Raw genomic sequence first — 20,492 nt, forward strand, 5'->3', positions numbered from 1 at the left:
GACGGACCATGGTGCGGGTCTGGTGACGTGCGGCACATTGATGAACGCAGAGCGTACTTATCGATCTGTCGATGCACACCGGCCCCATGAGCAGGAGGCTTCGTGAAACGCATCATCGCAGGGGCGCTGGCCGGGCTGGTCGTGCTCGGCATGGCCGCGTCCCCCGCCCGGGCCGCCGGCGCCGGCTACGTCCGGCTCGCGCATCTGTCGCCGGACACCCCGGCGGTCGACGTCTACCTGAAGTCGCAGTCCGGCGCGGTCGACGATCAGAGGTTCGACGGCGTCGCGTACGGCGCCATGTCGAACTACCTGCGGCTGCCCACGGGTTCCTACTCCGTCGCGATGCGCAAGGCGGGCGCCCCGGCCGGCACGCGGCCGGTGCTCACGACGCAGGTCACCGTGGGCGACGGCGGGGCGTACACCGTCGCGGGCGTGGGCCGGTACGCCGACCTGGGCCTGCGCGTGTTCAAGGACGACCTCCGGCTGCCCGGCCGCGACGAGTCGAAGATCCGGATCATCCAGGCTTCCGTACGCGCACCCGTGCTGGACGTGGGCGGCGCCAACGGTGCCACCATCGCCGACCGGGTCGCGTTCGCCACCACCACCGGATACCGCGCGGTGAACCCGGGCAAGTGGACGGTCAAGGTGCAGCCCAGCGGCGGCGGCGCGACCAGCGACCTGCCCTGCACGCTCGGCGCGGGCAACGTGTACTCCCTGCTCGTGCTGGACGGCGAGAGGGGCAGTCTCAAGCCGGAGCTGCACATCGACGCGGCGCGTCAGGGCGGTGTGCCGCAGGGTGGGGTGGCCACCGGTGCGGGCGGCAGCCGGCCGCAGGACCCGCTCCCGGCGGCGCTACTGCTGGCGGCGATCACCGCGATGGTCACCGGAGGCGTGTTCCTCGCGCTGCGGCGGGGGCGGCGAACGGCCTGATGAAGGTACGCGCCCGCGCCGCCCTGCCCGTCGCGGCCTCCCTGCTCACCGGCGTCGTGGTCGGCACGGGGTACCTGCTGCTCCACGAGCCTCCGGGCACCTCCGCGCTCGGCCGGTGGGCCCAGGTCCCGCCGGGCATAGTCGGGTCCGCTGTGCCCGTACCTTCGGATTGGCCGGAACCGGAAGGTGTCGCGGACCCGTTCCGGACCGCCCAGCCGGCACTGACCGGCCCACCGACCCGCCTGCGGGTCGCGGCCGTCGGCATCGACACGCAGCTGGAGATGCTCCATCTGGGAGCCGGTGGCGAACTGGTGCCGCCGAAGGGTGACGCGCGCGCCGGCTGGTACGCCGACGGCACCGCACCCGGCGACATCGGCCCCGCGGTGCTGGCGGGCCACGTCGACTCGAGAAGCGGTCCCGCAGTGTTCTATCGGCTGCGCGAAGTGGACACCGGCGACCGGATCGAGGTGACCCGCGGTGGCCGTACGGTGACCTTCACGGTGACCGCGACGGCCTGGTATCCGAAATCCGACTTCCCGACCGACCGGGTCTACGGCCCGACTCCCGACCGCCAGATTCGGCTCATCACCTGCGGCGGGGTGTTCGATCGGAGCCTGCGGTCGTACCGGGACAACCTGGTGGTCTACGCGGTGGCCGGGTGATCGCGGTAGGCCAGGTCAGGGGCCCGCGACTATCCTCATGACGAAGCGAGGTGGGTGGGGGCCGATGGCGGTCAGGCGGATGCTCATAGCCGGTCGGTATCGTCTCGACGAGCCGGTCGGGGCCGGAGGGATGGGCCGGGTCTGGCTCGCGCGCGACGAGATGCTGGACCGTGACGTCGCCGTCAAGGAGTTCGTCCCGCCGGACTGGATGACCGACGACGAGCGGGCCCGGCTGCGCACCCGGACGCTGCGCGAGGCGCGCAGCGCGGCCCGGCTCAACCACCCGCACGTGGTGAAGATCTACGACGTCGTGCACGCCGAGGACCTGCCGTGGATCGTGATGGAGTACGTGCCGTCGCGCTCGCTGCACCAGGTCGTCGGCGAGGACGGCCCGTCCCCGCCGCTCGAGGCCGCCCGGATCGGCCTCGACGTGCTCGCGGCCATCACCGCCGCGCACCGGGCCGGGGTGCTGCACCGCGACGTGAAGCCGCACAACGTGCTCATCGGCACCGACGGGCGCGTGGTGTTGACCGACTTCGGCCTGGCCACGTTCGTCGACGACGGCTCGGTGACCGGCCCGGGCCTGGTCGTCGGCTCCCCGCAGTACGTGTCGCCCGAACGAGCGCGCGACGGCGCCTCCACCGTGGAGTCCGACCTCTGGTCCTTCGGCGCGACGCTGTACTTCGCCGTCGAGGGCCGCTCGCCGTTCGCCCGCGACAGCGCCATGGCCACGCTGATGGCGCTGGCGACCGACGAGCCGGACCCACCGGTCCGGGCGGGCCCGCTGACGTCCGTCCTGACCGGTCTGCTGCGCCGTGAGCCGGTCGAACGGCTCACGGCGGAGGAGGTGGGCGAGCGGCTGCGCGGGATCCTGGCGGTCCAGCCCGTGACCGTCGCCGTGCCGTCCCCGCGCCGGCCTCCGGACCTCGAGGTTGCCCCGGCGCAGCCGGCCGTGGCGGCGTCCGAGCGGGAGGAGCATCCCAGCGTTCCGCTGATCCCGGCCCAGCGGCAGCCGTCGTCGCCGCCCACCCGTTCACGGTCGCGGCTCGCGATGGCCGCGGTGGTGACGGTGGCGGTGCTCGGCAGCGCCGGCGTGGCCGCCGGGCTGGCACTGCGCCACGACGACACCCCGGCGCCGCCCGTCGCCGCGTCTCCACAGGCGCAGACATCGTCCGGGACCGGTGGCGGCGTCGCCGAGGGCTTCAGCCCCGTCAACTGCCTGAACCCGCCCCCTTCCGGCACGCGCAGGACACCACAGCCGGGCGCGCAGAAGCTGCGCAACGGCTGGGCGCTCTACGACGGCTGGTCGTACTTCACGCTGAACGACTTCCACATCGCGGTGCCGGACGGCTGGACGTACCAGCACGTCGGCACCACGATCTGCTTCCGCGACCCCGGCAACCTGCGGATCCTGAGCATCGACCCGGAGCGCAACCCCAAGGGCGACCCGGTCAAGGCGTGCCGCGCGGAGGTCACCCGGCTCAAGCGGGCGGGCGACCTGCCCGCCTACCGCGAGTACGCGATCCGCCGCGTCCCCGCGCTCACCCGCGCCGCCGACTGGGAGTACGCGTACGACACTCCGTCGGGTGACCGCATGCACGCGATGACCCGGTGGATCGCCTCGGACGGCGACGCCTACGCGTTCGGCCTGACCACCCGGGACCTCGACTGGCCGGCGAACTTCGCGACCTGGGGCATGATCGTCAGCACCTTCTACACCGAGGGCTGAGGTATGGCTCAGTCGGTATGAGTGCATCGACCTCTCTCTCTGCGATGCTCGGCGTGGCCGCCGCCACACCCGAAGGCGACGGCGACCCCCCGGACCCGCGGAGGAAGCCCGTGAGAGCACTGCCCCTGATCGGCGCGACGGCCCTGCTGCTGACCATCGCCGCCGCGGCCCCCACCCCGGCCTCGGCCGCTGCGGTGGCGCCACCCGACATCGCCGTCGCGAACGTGAAGAACCACCTCAGTCAGCTGCAGTCGATCGCCACCGCCAACGGCGGCAACCGCGCGCACGGCAGGCCCGGCTACCTCGCCTCCGTCACCTACGTGAAGGGCCTGCTCGACGCCGCCGGCTTCCAGACCCAACAGCAGTCCTTCACGTACGGCGGTGCCACCGGCTACAACCTCATCGCGGACTGGCCGGGCGGCGACACCAGCGACACGCTGATGATCGGGGCGCACCTGGACAGCGTCACCGCGGGTCCGGGCATCAACGACAACGGCTCCGGCTCGGCGGCCAACCTCGAGGTCGCGCTGGCCGTGGCGCGTACCGGCTTCCAGCCGCAACGGCACCTGCGGTTCGGCTGGTGGGGTGCCGAGGAGCTCGGGCTGCGCGGGTCGACGGCGTACGTGAACTCGCTCAGCTCCGCCCAGAAGGCCGCGATCACCGGTTACCTGAACTTCGACATGGTCGCCTCGCCGAACCCCGGCTACTTCCTCTACGACGGCGACAACTCCGACGGCACCGGCTCGGGCCCCGGTCCCGCGGGTTCCGCGCAGATCGAGAGCACGCTGGCGGCGTACTTCTCGTCGATCGGCGTACCGACCCGGGGCACCGACTTCGACGGCCGCAGCGACTACGGGCCGTTCATCGCCGCCGGCATCCCCGCGGGCGGCATCTTCACCGGCGCCGAGGGGCGCAAGACCGCCGCGCAGGTCCAGCTCTGGGGAGGTACGCAGGCCGCGTTCGACGCCTGCTACCACAGCTCCTGCGACACCATCTCGAACATCAACGACACCGCGCTGGACCGCAACTCCGACGCGATCGCGTACGCGGTCTGGACGCTCGCAGCCGGCACCACGACCCCGCCGACCGGCCAGACGGTGTACTCCGACGGCTTCGAGACGGCCACCGGCTGGACGCCGAACGCGGCCGGCACCGACACCGCCACCCTGGGCGCCTGGGAGCGCGGTGACCCCGCGGCGACCAGCTCCGGTGTGGCCACCCAGCTCGGTACGGCCGCAGGCGGCACCTACGACCTCGTGACCGGCGCGACGGCCGGCGCCAGCGCGGGCGCCAACGACGTCGACGGCGGTACGACCACCGTCCGCTCGCCCGCGATCACGCTGCCCACGGGCACGCTGTCGCTGTCGTTCTCGTGGTATCTCGCGCACCTCAACAACGCCTCGAGCGCCGACTACTTCCGCGTGCAGGTGATCTCCGGGAGCACGGCGACGACCGTGTTCAGCCAGGCCGGGGCGGCGAGCAACCGGGCCGCCGCGTGGCAGACCGCGACGGTGAACCTGTCCCCGTACGCCGGCCAGAGCATCAGGCTGCAGGTGGAGGCGGCGGACGCCGGTACGGCCAGCCTCGTCGAGGCGGCGGTGGACAACGTGGTGATCACCAAGTCGTGACGTGCCGCCGGCCCGGGCGGGTCTCCGCCCGGGCCGTTCGTCCAGCGAACGTCCAGTGCCCGCTGATATTCTTCTTCGGGTGATCGGCAGTAGTCAGCCGGGCTCGGCCCGGCTCCCCGTCCCCCGCCTCCTCGTCTCCTGGTTTCCCCCGTGTTGATCCTGGTGGGCGTGCTGCTCGTGATCGCCGTGACGGCCGTCACCGGCTATTTCGTCGCCCAGGAGTTCGGCTACGTCGCGGTGGACCGCAGCCGCCTGCGGCAGGAGGCCGAGGCCGGCGACAAGGCCGCCCAGCGCGCGCTCGAGGTCACCGAACGCCTCTCCTTCGTGCTCTCGGGCGCCCAGCTCGGCATCACCGTCACCGGACTGATCGTCGGCTACGTCGCCGAGCCGTTCATCGGCGACGGTTTGGCCGAGCTGCTCGGCGTCGCCGGCATACCGACCGCGGTCAGCATGCCGGTCTCGCTCGTGCTGGCGCTGACCATCTCGACCGTGGTCCAGATGGTGCTCGGCGAGCTCGCGCCCAAGAACCTCTCCATCGCCCGCTCCGAGGCGGTCGCCAAGGCGCTCAGCCGCTCCACGCTGATGTACCTCGCCGTCTTCGGCCCGGTGATCAAGCTCTTCGACCTGGCCGCCGCCAAGCTGCTGCGCCGGATCGGCGTCGAGCCCATCGAGGAGCTGCCCGAGGGCGCCACCGCGGAGGACCTCGAGCAGATCATCGCCGAGTCGCGCGCCGAGGGGCACCTCGACCCCGAGCTGTCCGCGCTGCTCGACCGTGGCCTGGACTTCCGCCGGCGTACGGCGTCCGAGGTCATGGTGCCCCGCGTCGACGTGCACACCGTGCAGGCGTCCGACCCGGCGTCGCAGGTCGTGGCCCTGCTCGACACGGGCCGCTCCCGCTTCCCGGTCCGCTCCGGCACGGGCGTGGACGAGATCGTCGGCGTCGTCGGCATCGCGGACATCCTCGCGGTGCCCCCGGCGGAGCGGTCCCGCGTACGGATCTCCGAGATCTCCGTCCCGCCGCTGTTCGTGCCGGCCTCGCTGCGCCTGCCCGTGGTGCTGGACCGGCTGCGCGCGGGCCACCGTCAGCTCGCCTGCGTCGTCGACGAGTACGGCGGCTTCGCCGGCATCATCACGCTCGAGGACATCGCCGAGGAGTTGGTCGGCCCGATCCGCGACGAGGACGACCTGCCCGAGCCGGCCCCGGCCCGTCAGGACGACGGCTCGTGGATCGTCCCGGCCCGCTGGCGCATCGACGAGGTCACCGACGCCACCGGCGTGGACCTGCCCGAGGCCGCCGGCTACGACACGATCTCCGGCCTCGTGATGGCCGAGCTCGGCCGGGTCCCGCAGGTCGGCGACTCGGTGTCGCTCGAGTCGGGTACGGCCCTCGCGGTGCTGTCGGTGGACCGCCACGTACCGGAATCGGTCCGCATCTCGCTGCCCGCGCCGTCGGAGGTGTCGCGATGAGCACCTCCTGGGCCATCATCTGCTCCCTGATCCTGCTCGCCGGCAACGGCTTCTTCGTCGCGGCCGAGTTCGCCCTGGTCGCCAGCAAGCGCTACCGCCTCGAACACGCCGCGGCCGAGGGCAGCCGCGCGGCCCGCGCCGCGCTCGACGGCAGCCGCGACCTGGCCCTGATGCTCGCGGGCGCTCAGCTCGGCATCACCCTCTGCACCCTCGGCCTGGGCGCGCTCGCCGAACCCGCCATCGAACACCTGACCCACCCGCTCCTGCACGCGGTGGGCCTCCCGGACGTCGCCAGCGGCGTCATCGCCTTCCTGCTCGCCCTGGTCGTGGTGACGTTCCTGCACCTCGTGATCGGCGAGATGATGCCCAAATCCTGGGCGATCACCGACCCGGAACGCTCGGCGACGATCCTCGCGCTGCCGTTCCGCACCTTCGTCCGGGCGATCCGCCCGGCGCTGGCCGGGCTCAACGGCCTGGCGAACGCTGCCCTGAAACCGTTCGGGGTGCACGCGCAGGACCAACTCGCCCAGGCGCACGGGCCGGAGGAGATGAACATCCTCCTGGAACGGTCGCGGGCGGAAGGGCTGCTGGAGGCCGAGCAGACGGAGCTGCTGACCAGCATGCTCAAGTTGCAGGAGACCAAGGTCCGGGACCTGCTGATCCCGGACGACCAGCTGGTGACAGTGTCGCCGGGCTCATCGGCGGCGGAGGTGGAGGCGGCGTCGCAGCGCAGCGGCCGGTCGCGGCTCGCCGTGGTCGCGCCGGCCTTCTCCTCCCCAACCCCTTCGTCTCCCACCTCGGCCTCGAGTGTTTCGTCTCCGGCCACGGCTGCGGGCTCGTCGGTCCCGGCTTCGGGCGGGGCAGGCTCCGGGGACGTCGTGGGGGTCGTCCACGTCCGGGAGGCGGTCAGGGCCACCACCGCGGGCGTGCCGGCGACCGCCGCGCAGCTCATGGACCCGCCGTTCGATCTGGAGGCGTCGGTCACCGTCACGGACGCGGTGACTCGCATGCGCGCGGCCCGCGCCCAGCTCGCCATGGTCACCCGGGACGGGGAAAGAGTCGGCTTCGTCGCCCTCGAAGACCTGCTGGAGCAGGTGATCGGCGAGTTCGACGACGAGACTGACCCGGTACCGGTGGGCAGGCGCATGCGCTGACCTGCCGAAGTGGGCGGTCCGTCCCGGGCCTCGGGGCTTCGTGTACCCCGATCTCGAGCTCCGGGTCTGAGAGGGGTGCGGGGATGGTCTTCGAAAAGGTGCTGCGCGGGTTCGGCGTGGGAGGTCCCCGCGTCGACACGGTGCTCGCCGCCTCCGGCGCGTACCCCGGAAGCCCGCTGATGGGCGCGGCCCGCCTCACCGGCGGCGACTACGACGTGGCGGTCGACACGGTCGCGGTGGGCCTCGTGACCAGAGTCGAAGCCGAGGACGGCGACGCCCTCATCGAGTTCCACCGCGCGTGGGTGGCGGCGGGATTCACGCTGGCGGCCGGTGAGCATCAGGACATCCCGTTCACCATCACCCTGCCCTGGGAAACCCCCATCACCCACGCGTACGGCAATCGCCTGAGCGGAATGTCCCTCGGCCTGCGCACCGAGCTGACCACCGAAGAGCTGGCCGACGCCGGGGACGTGGACGTGCTCGCGGTCCACGCCCTGCCGGCCCAGGAGATGGTGCTGTCAGCCCTGGACCACCTCGGCTTCCACCTCCGCCACGCCGACGTGGAAAGAGGAGCAATCTACGGGGTACGCCACGAGCTCCCGTTCTTCCAGGAGCTCGAGCACACCGCACCGCCCGGATGGCCGGTGAACGAGCTGGAGCTGACCTTCGTCGCGGACGCCGAGGGCGTCGAGGTGATCCTCGAGCTGGAGAAACACGGCGGCCTCCTGACCCGGGCCCGGGACGCGTACGGCCGGCTCCGAGTGCCGCACGAGGCAGCGGACGAGGGGGAGTGGGCTGCGGAGCTGGAGAAGGTCCTGCGAGGGGCGCTTGCAGAACTGGCGTGAGCCTGCGTGAGTCGGCGGGAGCTGGCGTGCTTGCGGGAGCCTGCGGGAGCTGGCGGGAGCTGGCGTGCTTGCGGGAGCCTGCGGGAGCTGGCGGGAGCCTGCGTGAGCTGGCGTGCTTGCGTGAGCTGGCGTGCTTGCGGGAGCCTGCGGGAGCTGGCGGGAGCCTGCGTGAGCTGGCGTGCTTGCGTGAGCTGGCGTGAGCTGGCGGTCAGCCGGCCGTGGCCGTGGCCAGCTTGACGCCGAACCCGACGAAGACCGCGCCGATACCCGTGGCCGCCATGGCCGACAGCCGCCGCCGGCGCCGGAACTGACCGGCGAGGAACTGCCCACCGAAGATCAGCCCGCTCAGGTAGAGGAAGCTGAACACCTGCAGGATCGCCCCGAGGATCAGGAACGACACGGCCGGATGGGCGTACCCCGGGTCCACGAACTGGATGAAGAACGACACCACGAAGAGAATCGCCTTCGGGTTGAGCAGGCTGACAACAAGAGCCCGCCGGAACGGCCTCCGCATCCCCACCCCGACCTTGCCCTCGCCGACGCCTCTCTTGCCCGCGCCCGCGCCCGCACCTCTCGCGCTCGCGCCCGCGTCTGTCGCGCCCGCACCTGCGCCTTTCGCGCCCGCGTCTGGCGCGCTGTCGGCGTGCCAGGCTGCTGCGTCGCCGTCGCTCGCGGGCTCGGCGCCACTCTCATCGCTGATCGCCGCACTGCGTTCCCGCCACTTCCGCCAGGCGCCGCGGATGATGCCGAACCCGACCCACGCCAGGTACGCCCCGCCCGCGTACTTCACCACCATGAAGACCGGCGGATACGTCCGCAGCAGCGACGCCACCCCGGCAGCGGCGAGCACCATGAGCACCGCGTCGCCGAGGAAGACGCCGCCGGCCGCTCGATATCCCGCGCGGACCCCGCGCTGGGCGGCGACGGAGAGCACGAAGATCGAGTTGGGGCCGGGCAGCAGCACGATCGCCACGGTCCCCAGCACGTACGTCCAGAAGTCGGTGATGCCCAGCACGGCACCATCCTGAGGCGGTAGCGGTTTCGAGGCGATAGGTCGCCAGGACAGGATCATGTGGCCTTGCCCACGGGCGCGGCATCATGTGGTCTGGCCTACGGGGGTATGGCGCCGCCCAGACCGAGCGGCGATCCGGAGCCAGGGCGCGGCCTCACGATCCTTTGCCGCCCCGTCACCCCGCCGCCAGCCGCTGCCGCAACCGGTCACGGACTCCCGGCCACTCGTCGGCCGTGACCGCGAAGACGACCGTGTCGCGCCACGTGCCGTCCGGACGTAGCCGATGGTGCCGGAGCAACCCGTCACGGCTCGCGCCCAGCCGCGCGATCGCCCGCTGGGAACGCTCGTTGCGGATGTCGGTGTACCAGAACACACGCTCGGCCTCGAGCACGTCGAACGCCCGCTCCAACAGCAGGAGCTTGGCTTCCGTGTTCACGCCCGTACGCCACCACCGCCGCCCGAGCATGGTGTGGCCGATGCCCAGAGCACGGCCGGACGGGTCGATGTCGTGGTAGCTCGTCGTACCCATGACTTCGCCGGTGTCCGGGTCGCACTGGGCCCAGGCGACCCGTTCGCCGAGCCATTGCTGCCGAGCTGCGGTCTGCACGATGTCGGCCATCTGCTCCCGCGTCTCCGGCCGGGGGATGGTCAGAAACTGCCACACCTCATCGTCGCCGAGCGCGGTGAGCAAGCCGTCCACGTGCGAGGGGGCGAGCGGCTCGAGCGACACGTGCTTTCCGCGCAGGGGCACCGCCGTGTGCCACGGTGAGGTCGGGCCGGGAAGGTAGGCCGGGGTCGCCGCAGCCACTCCGGCGTCGGGCTCCGGTGGGCCCGCGATGCGGCGGAGCGGCAGGACGCCGGCCCAGTGCGGCAACGGCAGATCCTCGCTCTCCTCTGCTGCACCGCCTGCTCTGGTGCGTACGGAAACCTCGTGCAACGGCAGGGACAGAACGACGGTGGTCGCCAATTCGCGGGCCGTCGGCGGGCGGCTGTCGGCCGACCGGCCGGCTCCCAGCTTCTCCACCAGGGCTGTCATGGCGTTCTGCTTCTCCGTCTGGTCGGTGACGGGCCGGGCAGTTCCGTGCACGACGACCGATCGGTAATTCGCACTGTGGTGGAACTGTGAGCGCGCGTAGATCAGCCCATCGAGCAACGTCACCGAGACGGACATCGGGACACCGTCGCCGCGCGCGGTCAAGCCGAGCCTTCCGCCGGTCGAAGCATGGAGGTACAGCGTCTCGCCGACGCGGACGTGCAGCGTGGGCAGGATGCGGGGCTCGCCGTCGATCACGAACGCCACCGCGCAGTCGTACCCCTCGTCCAGGATGGCGTGGGCCGCCTCGCGGTCGTAGCGCATGCGGCCCCGGTTTCGGGTGGCCGTGGTCCGGGCGGTGGGCTGGTAGACGGCGGTCACGGGCCCCTCCTCAACATGATCAGACTTGCCATGATCTTTGTTCTAGTACATAATCCGTGATGTGCCAGAACAATATCAGGTCGAGGGCTCATCGGCAGCCTCGATTTCCGCGAGCATCGAGTCGGGCGTCCTCAGCGGTGCCTGGAGCTCGGGCGATGCGCTGCCGCCCATCCGGGCACTCGCCGACCGGCTGGCCGTCAGCCCGGCGACCGTCTCCAAGGCCTATGAGGAGCTGCGGCGGCGCGGCATCGTGGAGACCTCGGGCCGGCGTGGCACCCGGATCCGGCCGCGTCCGCCGGTGGCCGGCCCGCGGGCGTCGTTGCGCCTGCCCGTGCCGCCTGGCGCGCTGGATCTGTCGTCGGGAGATCCTGACGTCCGGTTACTGCCTCCGTTGGGGCCGCATCTCCGCGCGGTCTCCGACGAGATCGGTGCGCCGTCCGGCTATGCGGCGGCCGGCCCGCTGCCGCAGCTGATCGAGGCTGCGCGACTGCGGTTCGAGGCAGACGGCGTACCGATGGGCAGCGCGTCGATCGCCGTCACCAGCGGCGCGCTGGACGCGATCGAGCGGCTCCTCACGACGCACCTTCGCCCCGGCGACCGCGTGGTCGTCGAGGATCCCGGGTGGGCCAACCTCCTCGACCTCATCGCCGCGCTCGGTTTGAAGCCCGTGCCGGTGCGGATGGATGACGAGGGTCCGCTGCCGGAGGACGTTCGCGCCGCGGTGATGACCGGGGCGCGAGCCGTCGTCATCACGGCCCGCGCACAGAATCCGACAGGCGCCGCCACCACTGCGAGCCGAGCCGCAGAGCTGCGCAAGGCGCTGTCTTTCGGGAAAGCCGTGCTGCTCATCGAGGACGACCACGCTGCCGAGCTGGCAGGGGTGCCGCTGTACACGTTGAGCGGCTCCACCCCCTTCTGGGCGTTCATCCGCTCGGCCTCCAAACCGTTCGGTCCCGATCTGCGCACAGCGGTCATGGCGGGGGACGAAGTAACGATCGCGCGCGTGGTGGGTCGCATGCGCACGGGGGCCGGCTGGGTGTCCACCTTGCAGCAGCGACTCCTGGTGCGGCTCTGGCAGGACGAGTCTGTCGCGGCCGCAATAGCCGCGGCCGGGCGCAGCTATGACCGCCGTCGCGACGCTCTGCGGGACGCGCTCACCGCCCGCGGGGTCAAGGCCTACGGCGTGACAGGCATCAATCTTTGGGTACGCACAGACAGCGAGACCCGCCTGGTCACGGCGTTACGCGATGCGGGGTACGCGGTGGCGCCGGGTTCCCTGTTCCGCATCGACGAGCCGGCGGGCGTACGCATCACCATCAGCGCGCTGGACGACGCCGCCGTGGAACCGCTCGCCGAGGCCGTGGCCGCGGCGGCGCACTCGCCCGGCGTGACCATCATCGGGAGGTGACGCACGTGCCTGCTTGATCCCGTTCAGGTGACGCCGCCGGGCGTGGAGCGTGCGCCGAGGGGTAGAAACGGTGCATGCCCAGGACCGAGGCGCCCATCGGCGCGCAGCATTTCGTTCCGCCGGACGCGCACGAGCTCGACCAGCTCAAGGCCGCGGCCGCGCACTGCGAAGGCTGCGAGCTGTATCAGAACGCCACCCAGACCGTTTTCGGCCGCGGCGCCGCCAACGCCCGGGTGGTGTTCGTCGGTGAACAGCCCGGCGATGTCGAGGACCAGCAGGGCCTGCCCTTCGTCGGCCCGGCCGGACGGCTGCTGCGTGAGGCGGTGGACGACGCCGGCCTCGACCCCGGCAACGTCTACATCACCAACGCGGTGAAGCACTTCCGCTTCGAGCTGCGAGGCAAGCGGCGCATCCACCAGAGCCCGGGGCCGGCGCACATCACCGCCTGCCGACCCTGGCTGGTGGCCGAGTTCGCGCTGCTCAAGCCGGAGCTCGTGGTGGTGCTCGGCGCGACGGCGGCCAAAGCGCTGCTCGGGCCGTCGTTCCGGGTCACCCGTTCGCGGGGCCAGCTCATGCCGTGGCCCGCGTCCGCACAGCACCCCGAGGACTTCCCGGTCGCGGAGATCCAGGCGCTCGCCACGATCCACCCGTCCGCCGTGCTGCGGGCCGATGACCGCGACGCCGCGTATCAGAGCCTGGTCGAGGACCTGAAGGTGGGAGCGGCCGCGCTGGCGTGATCCGTGGCACCGCCGGGCCCGCGGGTAGGCTTGCCGGGTGCGGTTGACGGATTTCTGGCAGCGTCTCGAGCAGGCCTTCGGCGTCGCGTACGCGCGCAGCTTCGCCGCCGATCATTCCTTCTCCGGCCTGGGTGGACGGACGATCAACGAGGCCATCGCCCAAGGTGTCGATACGGCTACTGTGTGGCGCGCTGTGGTGGCGGCGTACCCCGATCGGGTGCCTTCGCGCCTGCGCTGACCGTTTTTTCGTACGTTTGTTCTGGCGTGTCGCTCGATCGTCGTACACCTGTTCGGCTATTGTCCTCAGCGGCGTGGTCATCCACAGCTCCGGGCCGGGCGGCGGTTTTTGTCAGACCCACCGTCTAGCGTGACCCGCGTGGTGAACAGAAGCTCGGCGGCGAAGACGCCTGCGAAGTCGAATACAGGGGTGGCGGACATGGTGGCAGGACCTGATCGGGACAAGGCGCTCGATCTCGCGCTGGCGCAGATCGACAAGCAGTTCGGCAAGGGTTCGGTGATGCGGCTGGGTGAGCGGCCGGTCGTGCAGACCGCTGTCATCCCGACCGGCTCCATCGCCCTCGACGTGGCGCTCGGCGTCGGCGGCCTGCCGCGCGGCCGCGTCATCGAGGTGTACGGGCCGGAGTCCAGCGGTAAGACCACGGTGGCCCTGCACGCGGTCGCCAACGCCCAGCGTGCCGGCGGCATCGCGGCCTTCATCGACGCCGAACACGCGCTCGACCCGGAATACGCCCGCGCCCTCGGCGTCGACACGGACGCCCTGCTGGTGTCCCAGCCGGACACCGGCGAGCAGGCGCTCGAGATCGCGGACATGCTGATCCGCTCCGGCGCGCTCGACATCATCGTCATCGACTCGGTCGCCGCGCTCGTGCCGCGCGCCGAGATCGAGGGTGAGATGGGCGACAGTCACGTCGGTCTGCAGGCCCGCCTCATGAGCCAGGCGCTGCGGAAGATCACCGGCATTCTCAGCAACTCCGGCACGACGGCCATCTTCATCAACCAGCTCCGCGAGAAGATCGGCGTCATGTTCGGCTCGCCCGAGACGACGACCGGTGGCCGCGCCCTGAAGTTCTACGCGTCCGTGCGCCTCGACGTGCGCCGCATCGAGAGCCTCAAGGACGGCACCGACGTGGTCGGCAACCGCACCCGCGTCAAGGTCGTGAAGAACAAGGTCGCGGCGCCGTTCAAGCAGGCCGAGTTCGACATCATGTACGGCAAGGGCATCTCCCGCGAGGGCTCGCTGATCGACGTGGGCGTCGAGCAGAACATCATCCGCAAGTCCGGCGCCTGGTACACGTACGACGGCGACCAGCTGGGCCAGGGCAAGGAGAAGGCCCGCGAGTTCCTCAAGGAGAACCCGGACGTCGCCGCCGAGATCGAGAAGAAGATCCTCGAGAAGCTCGGCGTCGGCCAGACCACCGGCGACGCCGCAGGCGGCCCGGAGCTCCCCCCGGTCGACTTCTGACCGGAACGCCCCGTCCCGGGCGCTCGTTTCGCCACGCCGTGCCGGCGACTCACGTCCCCGGCACGGCACCGGCGGTAGGTCCGCGTCCCTGGCTCGGCGAGGTGTCGGCGGTGGGTCTGCGTGCGTCGCTCGCCGGCGGGCGGCGGTGGATCGCGTTTGCCGCTGGCTGCGCGTTGGCGGTGGGTCTGCGTCGCTGCTGGCTAAGGGTGGGTGCTGGGTCTGAGCTCATTGCCGGCCGGCCGGGCGTGGGTGCTGGGGCCGAGCTTATTGCCGGTCGGCGTGGGCATCACCAGGCTTGCGTCCACTTGTCGCCAACGGCTCTTGCTGCGCGAGGGCTTGGGATGACTACGGTCGCGGTTCATCCTCAGGTGTTGCCCTCGGAGGCAACTGCTGTCGCAGGCTGTGCTGCTTGACCGCTGTCGCTGGCTGCGCCGCTTGGCCGCGCGGCCTCGAGACGCGGCCGATCCGCCCCGGCGGCCGTTGCGTGCCTCCGGCTTGCAGGCGCTGACGCGGGATCCGCACTGCCGGTGACGCGATGCCCCTGCCGACGATGCTGCGAGCGTCCCGTCGTCGAGCAGGCCGCCCCGGTAATGCCTGTGCTGCCGACGGCGATGGACTTCTGCGACCGGCTGCCGACAGCGGCGGACTTCTTCAGCTTGCTGCTGACGGCAGTGGACTTTGCGGTCTGCTGCCGATGGCGGTGGATTTTGCAGTCGGCTGCCGACCGCCGGGCCTGGCGCGAGCGACTCCGGCTTCCATCCGTGACAGATTGCTGCAGGAGGCGGTGAGCGATGGTCGGACGACGAGGTGCACGATCCGGGCGCGGATGGGATGCGCTTCCTCCCCGTTCACCGGAGGACGACGACGGCTTGCCGCGGGACAGCCGCCGCCGTGGCGGTGCCCGTGGGGGCTCCTCCCGCCGGCAGGCCGACCCCTCCGGCGCTTCGGCGGGTGGTCGCCGGGACGCTTCCGCGGAACGGCCGGCTGAACCACCCCGGCCGGAGTCCGAAGTGGCGCGCGAAATCTGTCTGCGGCAGCTCGCCGTGCGGCCACGTACCCGGGCGGAGCTCGCCAAGGTGCTGGCTCGCAGGGAGATCTCCGAAGAGGTGATCGCCGAGGTGCTCGACCGGTACGACGAGGTCGGCATCATCGACGACGCCGCCTTCGCCCGGGCCTGGGTCACCAGCCGGCACCAGGGCCGCGGCCTGGCGCGCCGGGCGCTGGCCAACGAGCTCCGCCGGCGTGGCGTCGACGCCGAGGTCGCCACCGAGGCCCTCGAGACGCTGGACGAGGACGAAGAGGCGGCGACCGCACGGACGCTGGTGGACCGCAAGCTGCGTACGGCGACCGGCACACCCGACCAGGTCTTCCGTCGCCTCGTCGGCATGCTCGCGCGCAAGGGCTATCCGGCGGGGGTCGCCATCCGAGCGGTGAAGGACGCCTTGGGGGCCCGGGACGCGGAAGCGGCGGAGTTCGCCGACCAGATCGACGCCGACGCCATGGCGGACCAGGAGAACGACAACCTGTCCTGACGCCACGCCCGCTTCCGCTTCCACCCCGGCAGACCGCGAGCCGCTTTGCGCGCAGTCCGGGGCTGAGCCGACAGCATGCGACTGTTCCGTGGCGACATGCGTCCGTTGCCTTGACGGTATGCGGCAGTACGCCTGCCGGTTCAAGTCTGTCGCCCCGACGGCACGCGTTTGTCGGTTTGACGGCACGAGTCTGTCGCTCCGGCGGGATGAGTTCGTCGGCCTGACGGCACGAGTTTGTCGCCCTGGTGTTCGGCAGCAGGCGTCTGTTGCTCGAGGGCGCGAGTCTGTTGCTCGACCGCACGCGTCCGTTGCCCTGGCTGCGCGCCGAAAGTGCCCTGGGTGTGCGCGCCGAAAGTGCCCTGGGTGCGCGCGCCGAAAGTGCCCTGGGTGCGCGCCGAAAGTGCCCTTGCTGCGCGCGCCGAAAGTGCAGGCGGGCACCCATCGGTAAGCGGTTTGATGCAGCGCGTGTCTGACCGGCACCGGTTGAGGTTCCCAATCGGACAGGGCGGCAAGCTGAAAACGGACAGAGAAGGCGAGCGACTGCTCACGCCGAATAAGTGTGGTTTCCACCTGCGCTTCCACGTGTAGCGGGCGCTTCTGCAGTTGCACGCGCCAGCGGCGTCAGCGTGCGGCCGCAGCTCCCGCACAAGGCGGCGTTGTCGGTGCTCGGTCCAGGCGGTGGAAGCTGTGCACCAGTCCAGCAGTGGAAGCTGTGTACCAGTCCAGGCGGTGGCGGCTATGCGACCGCAGCGGCTGGGCGACTCCAGTCGCACAACGGAGTCAACAAATCAGTAACGGTTCCGTCTCGGGGAGCCTTAAGCCCGTGCCCGCCCGGCCTCCGTACGCATATTGATGCATGGTGATTGTCCGTCTTCCACCATATTGTCAATGGTGGATAGAAAAGTTGGGGGGTGAGCCGGTAATCTGCTCGTCCGGACTGTGTTGATCATTGTCCACTGAAGACGGACGAGTCTGAAGTACGGGGAGGAACATGCGAACCAACCAGCTCGCACGCCATCGCGGTGTGCGCGCCGTAGCGCGGCTGGGCTTCATTGTCGGTGCCGTGGGCGTGGCCGCCCTCGCGGGTGCCTCCGCGGCCACCGCGTCCACGACCCACGTCTCCACCCGCGGTGTCGTCGTCCTCACCGAGCCTGCCGCCTCGGATGAGGGCTCAGCGACGAAGGCCGCAGGCGACGACGAGACCCCTGGTAACGACAACCCCGGCGACCCCGACAACGGCGGTGGCGGCGGCGGTGACACGCCGGGTGGTGGTGACAACCCCGGTGGTGGTGACAACCCCGGTGGTGGTGACAACCCTGGCGGTGGTGACAACCCTGGCGGTGGTGACAACCCTGGCGGTGGTGACAACCCTGGCGGTGGTGACAACCCTGGCGGTGGTGACAACCCTGGCGGTGGTGACAACCCTGGCGGTGGTGACAACCCCGGTGGTGGTGACAACCCTGGCGGTGGTGACAACCCCGGTGGTGGTGACAACCCCGGTGGTGGTGACAACCCCGGTGGTGGTGACAACCCCGGTGGTGGTGACAACCCCGGTGGTGGTGACAACCCCGGTGGTGGTGACAACCCTGGCGGTGGTGACAACCCTGGCGACGGAAACAACCCCGGTGAGGGTGGCGGGACCGGCGGCGACGACGGCGGATCCGACGGCGGTTCCGACGACAATGGCTCCGGCGGCAACGGTTCCGACGACAACGGCTCGGGCGGCAACGGCTCGGACAACGGCGGTTCGAACAACGCGGGTGGCACCGGCGGCAGCTCCGGCTCCGGGGGTCTCCCGGTCACCGGGGCCAACGTCGTGACGGTCGCCGGTGTCGGCGCTGCCATCGCCGCCGGCGGTGTGGGCCTCATCCTCGTGACGCGGCGTCGCCGCCCCGAGGAGACGGACGTCGCCAAGGCCGAGGCCTGACGTCTTCACCTCTGGTGAGACGGCTGTGTGGCGGAAACCCGCAGCAGGTCGTCCGCCCAGTCCGGGCCCTCCGCCAACGCGCCGGATGCCGACGATGCAACGACCAGGACGGCGTGACGCGAGCAGAACAGCGTGATGCCAGCGAGACAGCGTGACGTCCAGCAAGACGGGCGTAACGCAGCACAACCGCAACAGGAACGAAGATCGCGTGACGAAGGACGACGGCGCAACGCAGCAAGATGCGTGACGCCCAGACCACGTGACGCACGAAACGGTGGGTCGCTCCCGAGCCGGAGCGGCCCGCCGTTTCGTTTTCGACCCCCCCGTGGCGACATGGACGCCGGTGGCTCCGATCACACCCTCACGACCTGCGCATTCATTCTCTCCGGTGGATCTACCGGGGCGTCGCCGATGGCGCCGTACTGGTAATCTGCAACGTCGTGACAGACGACTCCCACGGTGCTCAGCGCGGTGGCGTACCCGTCCCTCAGGACACCGGTGCGACCGCCGACGCCGCGCCGCGCGGCGGGGTCGTCGGCCATCCGGAGCGAGTCGTTCCGCCGCAGGCGCAAGGCCACGATCCCGACGCGACCATGCAGTATCCGGTCGCGCCCGGTCAGGCCTGGACGGCGCCGGGAACCCCGGGTGTGCATCCCCAGCCCATGCCGGCGACGACCGGAGCGCGCGACAACGACGAGGTGGGGATGGCTCCGGCGAACGGAACCGGCCAGACGCGCAACCTGCCCGAAGCCCCGCCGGCCACGGCCGCGGGAGGCTCGCCGGGCATGGCCGCGGGAGGCTCGCCGGGCACGGCCGCGGGAGGCTCACCGGCCACGGCTGCGGGGAGCTCGCCGGGCATGGCCGCGGGAGGCTCGCCGGGCACGGCCGCGGGAGGCTCACCGGCGACGGCTGCGGGGAGCTCGCCGGGCACGGCCGTGGGGAGCTCCCCGTCCAGCGAAATCACGGCCGGCGGCGCGCCCTATCCCAACCCCCAGACGGCGCAATACGGCCCGTTCCACACCACCGCGCACCCGACCTCCGGCGGCGCCACGTCGACCGTCACGCCGACCTCCGGCGGCGCTCCTTGGACTGCCGCGCCGACTTCCGGTGGCGCCCCTTGGACCGACGCGCCCACCTCCGGCGGCGCCTGGATTTCCGCGCCGACCTCCGGCGCCGGCCCCACCTCGGCGCCACCCAACTGGTCCGCGGCAACCCCCACCTCGGGCCCTGGAAGCCCGGTCCCGGGCCCCGGAATCCCGGTCTCAGGCCCCGGAATCCCGGTCTCAGGCCCGGGAAACCCGGTCTCGGGCCCCGGGAGCCCGGTCCCGGGCCCGGGCAACCCCATCTCAGGCCCCGGAGCCGACCCCAGCAGCCACTACGGCATCGCACCGACCGGCCCGGCATCGGCCGGCACAGGCTCGACCGGCACGGGCTCGACCGGCACAGCATCGGCCGGCACAGACCAGTACGGTCTGCCCATCGGCGGAAGCTCCCCCTTCGGGCCCGGCAACGACAGCCCTCCCCCCGCCGACTACGGCAGCAACCACTTCGGCGGATCGACCGGCTCGCCCGTCGACCCGTACGCCTCCGACGCCGGACGTTTCGGTTTCGAGGTCGCTCCCAGCTACAGCGGCCCGCGCATCGAGCCCACCCCCAAGCAGCCCAAGAGCCGCTTCATCATTCCGGCCCTCGCCGGGCTGGTCGCCGGGCTGCTGATCTTCGGTACGGCGGGCTGGTTCGCCGGTCGCGCCACGGCCCCTGAGCCGAGCCCCACCGGAACCACGGTTGCGGGCCCGGCGCCGAGCTCGAGTGCTTCCTTGGGCGTGTACGAGCAGAACCAGGTCGCGATCAACCAGCCGAAGTTCACCGGCTCGCTGGGTACGGTCGCGCAAGGCTGGCTGCCGCACCTGTCCGGGTGCATCGGCAACGGCGACAAGGGTGGCCCGAAGCTCGGTAAGAGCGAGAAGGCCCGGGTGCGCTGCGAGATGGACGCGATGAGCGTGATCTTCGTGGAGTACGCGTCGACCGCCGACCGGGACAAGGCCCGGGTGACGACGCTCGGCCAGAACGTCGACGCCCGTACGCTCACCCCGGGCGTGGGCGCCGCCGTCGAGCGGGCCACGCCGTCGGGGCGGACCAACGGCAACTACGTCGAGTACGCGTACAAGGTCTCGGGCCGGACCGTGGCGGGAATCTGGTGGGACGACGCCGCCACGCCCGTCGCGGCGTACCTCCTCGCGTACTGGAAGGAAGGCGCGGGGGAGAAGTGGGACCCGATGCGCGACGTCTGGGCCCGCTACGCCTGAAATGCCCCCAACGTACGTGACCTGGGCGTGTGTCGGTCTGTGCCTAACGTCCCATCCCCTGCCGAATCATGAGTCCTTGACCGAAGCGGCTCTCGCGACCTAGCCTCGCGTTACACGAGGTTTGCTCGACCATCGAAGGCTAATCGCACAACATAGATCGCATTACTTTTCGGCATCACTTCCGGCCTCGGACGGGACGCCCGGCGGACTCCACCGCCGGTCCGGACCGCCGAACCGGGAGGACGGGACGCCCGGCGA

Annotated in this window: 16 protein-coding genes; 13 read left to right on the forward strand and 3 right to left on the reverse strand. The window is 71.2% G+C overall.

The window, feature by feature from the left end; translation table 11 throughout:
- Window positions 1-102: 102 nt before the first annotated feature.
- The 7 genes from IT780_RS08750 (at window position 103) to IT780_RS08780 (ending at window position 8,415) form a co-directional block, all read left to right on the forward strand.
- Window positions 103-930 carry a DUF4397 domain-containing protein gene (locus tag IT780_RS08750; protein WP_307831094.1) on the forward strand — a complete coding sequence of 276 codons (828 nt, stop codon included), beginning with the start codon at window positions 103-105 and terminating at the stop codon, window positions 928-930.
- Complete coding sequence (locus IT780_RS08755) at window positions 930-1,592, forward strand: class F sortase (RefSeq protein WP_199510951.1); 663 nt, start codon at window positions 930-932, stop codon at window positions 1,590-1,592. Before IT780_RS08750 ends, IT780_RS08755 begins: the two co-directional genes overlap by 1 nt.
- A 64-nt stretch (window positions 1,593-1,656) precedes the next feature.
- Complete coding sequence (locus IT780_RS08760; protein ID WP_199510952.1) at window positions 1,657-3,321, forward strand: serine/threonine-protein kinase; 1,665 nt, start codon at window positions 1,657-1,659, stop codon at window positions 3,319-3,321.
- A gap of 44 nt (window positions 3,322-3,365) precedes the next feature.
- A complete protein-coding gene (locus IT780_RS08765) occupies window positions 3,366-4,949 on the forward strand; it encodes a M28 family peptidase (RefSeq protein WP_199511448.1) in 1,584 nt (527 codons plus the stop codon).
- 150 nt (window positions 4,950-5,099) lie between these two features.
- Window positions 5,100-6,416 carry a hemolysin family protein gene (locus IT780_RS08770; protein WP_199510953.1) on the forward strand — a complete coding sequence of 439 codons (1,317 nt, stop codon included), beginning with the start codon at window positions 5,100-5,102 and terminating at the stop codon, window positions 6,414-6,416.
- Window positions 6,413-7,570, forward strand: a complete 1,158-nt coding sequence (locus IT780_RS08775; RefSeq protein ID WP_199510954.1) for a hemolysin family protein — start codon at window positions 6,413-6,415, stop codon at window positions 7,568-7,570. The genes IT780_RS08770 and IT780_RS08775 overlap by 4 nt, the downstream gene beginning before the upstream one ends.
- An 83-nt stretch (window positions 7,571-7,653) precedes the next feature.
- Complete coding sequence (locus IT780_RS08780) at window positions 7,654-8,415, forward strand: sporulation protein (RefSeq protein WP_199510955.1); 762 nt, start codon at window positions 7,654-7,656, stop codon at window positions 8,413-8,415.
- A gap of 208 nt (window positions 8,416-8,623) precedes the next feature.
- Here the strand turns inward: IT780_RS08780 and IT780_RS08785 are convergent, their stop codons facing one another.
- Window positions 8,624-9,487, reverse strand: a complete 864-nt coding sequence (locus IT780_RS08785) for a leucine efflux protein (RefSeq protein ID WP_233412501.1) — start codon at window positions 9,485-9,487, stop codon at window positions 8,624-8,626.
- A gap of 115 nt (window positions 9,488-9,602) precedes the next feature.
- Window positions 9,603-10,841, reverse strand: coding sequence for a bifunctional pyridoxamine 5'-phosphate oxidase family protein/GNAT family N-acetyltransferase (locus IT780_RS08790; protein ID WP_307831096.1), 1,239 nt, complete (start codon window positions 10,839-10,841; stop codon window positions 9,603-9,605).
- 61 nt (window positions 10,842-10,902) lie between these two features.
- Here IT780_RS08790 and IT780_RS08795 point away from each other — a divergent pair, with 61 nt between their 5' ends.
- The 5 genes from IT780_RS08795 (at window position 10,903) to IT780_RS08815 (ending at window position 16,001) form a co-directional block, all read left to right on the forward strand.
- Window positions 10,903-12,249, forward strand: coding sequence for an aminotransferase class I/II-fold pyridoxal phosphate-dependent enzyme (locus IT780_RS08795; protein WP_199510957.1), 1,347 nt, complete (start codon window positions 10,903-10,905; stop codon window positions 12,247-12,249).
- A 74-nt stretch (window positions 12,250-12,323) separates the two neighbouring features.
- A complete protein-coding gene (locus tag IT780_RS08800) occupies window positions 12,324-12,986 on the forward strand; it encodes a UdgX family uracil-DNA binding protein (protein WP_199510958.1) in 663 nt (220 codons plus the stop codon).
- Window positions 12,987-13,023: 37 nt separating this feature from the next.
- Window positions 13,024-13,224: a DUF3046 domain-containing protein gene (locus IT780_RS08805; protein WP_199510959.1), complete on the forward strand. Its 201-nt coding sequence runs from the start codon at window positions 13,024-13,026 to the stop codon at window positions 13,222-13,224.
- A gap of 198 nt (window positions 13,225-13,422) precedes the next feature.
- Window positions 13,423-14,469, forward strand: a complete 1,047-nt coding sequence (gene recA / locus IT780_RS08810) for a recombinase RecA (protein ID WP_199510960.1) — start codon at window positions 13,423-13,425, stop codon at window positions 14,467-14,469.
- A 791-nt stretch (window positions 14,470-15,260) separates the two neighbouring features.
- Entirely contained in the window at window positions 15,261-16,001 is a 741-nt protein-coding gene (locus tag IT780_RS08815; protein WP_199510961.1) for a regulatory protein RecX, read from the forward strand.
- A 1,171-nt stretch (window positions 16,002-17,172) separates the two neighbouring features.
- On the opposite strand, the gene IT780_RS08820 is transcribed toward IT780_RS08815, so the two are convergent.
- Window positions 17,173-17,937, reverse strand: coding sequence for a hypothetical protein (locus IT780_RS08820; protein ID WP_199510962.1), 765 nt, complete (start codon window positions 17,935-17,937; stop codon window positions 17,173-17,175).
- A gap of 431 nt (window positions 17,938-18,368) precedes the next feature.
- On the opposite strand from IT780_RS08820, the gene IT780_RS08825 reads away from it, so the two are divergent.
- A complete protein-coding gene (locus IT780_RS08825; RefSeq protein WP_199510963.1) occupies window positions 18,369-20,234 on the forward strand; it encodes a hypothetical protein in 1,866 nt (621 codons plus the stop codon).
- The last annotated feature ends 258 nt before the right edge of the window (window positions 20,235-20,492 follow it).

This window comes from Nucisporomicrobium flavum, assembly GCF_016464385.1.
GTDB lineage: Bacteria > Actinomycetota > Actinomycetes > Mycobacteriales > Micromonosporaceae > Actinoplanes > Actinoplanes flavus_A.

Excerpts from the sequence above, each read along its gene's own strand:
- IT780_RS08800 (WP_199510958.1), top strand. The coding sequence starts at position 12,324 with ATGCCCAGGACCGAGGCGCCCATCGGCGCGCAGCATTTCGTTCCGCCG.
- IT780_RS08780 (WP_199510955.1), top strand. The coding sequence starts at position 7,654 with ATGGTCTTCGAAAAGGTGCTGCGCGGGTTCGGCGTGGGAGGTCCCCGC.
- IT780_RS08765 (WP_199511448.1), top strand. The coding sequence starts at position 3,366 with ATGCTCGGCGTGGCCGCCGCCACACCCGAAGGCGACGGCGACCCCCCG.
- recA (WP_199510960.1), top strand. The coding sequence starts at position 13,423 with ATGGTGGCAGGACCTGATCGGGACAAGGCGCTCGATCTCGCGCTGGCG.
- IT780_RS08785 (WP_233412501.1), bottom strand. The coding sequence starts at position 9,487 with ATGATCCTGTCCTGGCGACCTATCGCCTCGAAACCGCTACCGCCTCAG.
- IT780_RS08815 (WP_199510961.1), top strand. The coding sequence starts at position 15,261 with ATGGTCGGACGACGAGGTGCACGATCCGGGCGCGGATGGGATGCGCTT.
- IT780_RS08760 (WP_199510952.1), top strand. The coding sequence starts at position 1,657 with ATGGCGGTCAGGCGGATGCTCATAGCCGGTCGGTATCGTCTCGACGAG.
- IT780_RS08755 (WP_199510951.1), top strand. The coding sequence starts at position 930 with ATGAAGGTACGCGCCCGCGCCGCCCTGCCCGTCGCGGCCTCCCTGCTC.
- IT780_RS08775 (WP_199510954.1), top strand. The coding sequence starts at position 6,413 with ATGAGCACCTCCTGGGCCATCATCTGCTCCCTGATCCTGCTCGCCGGC.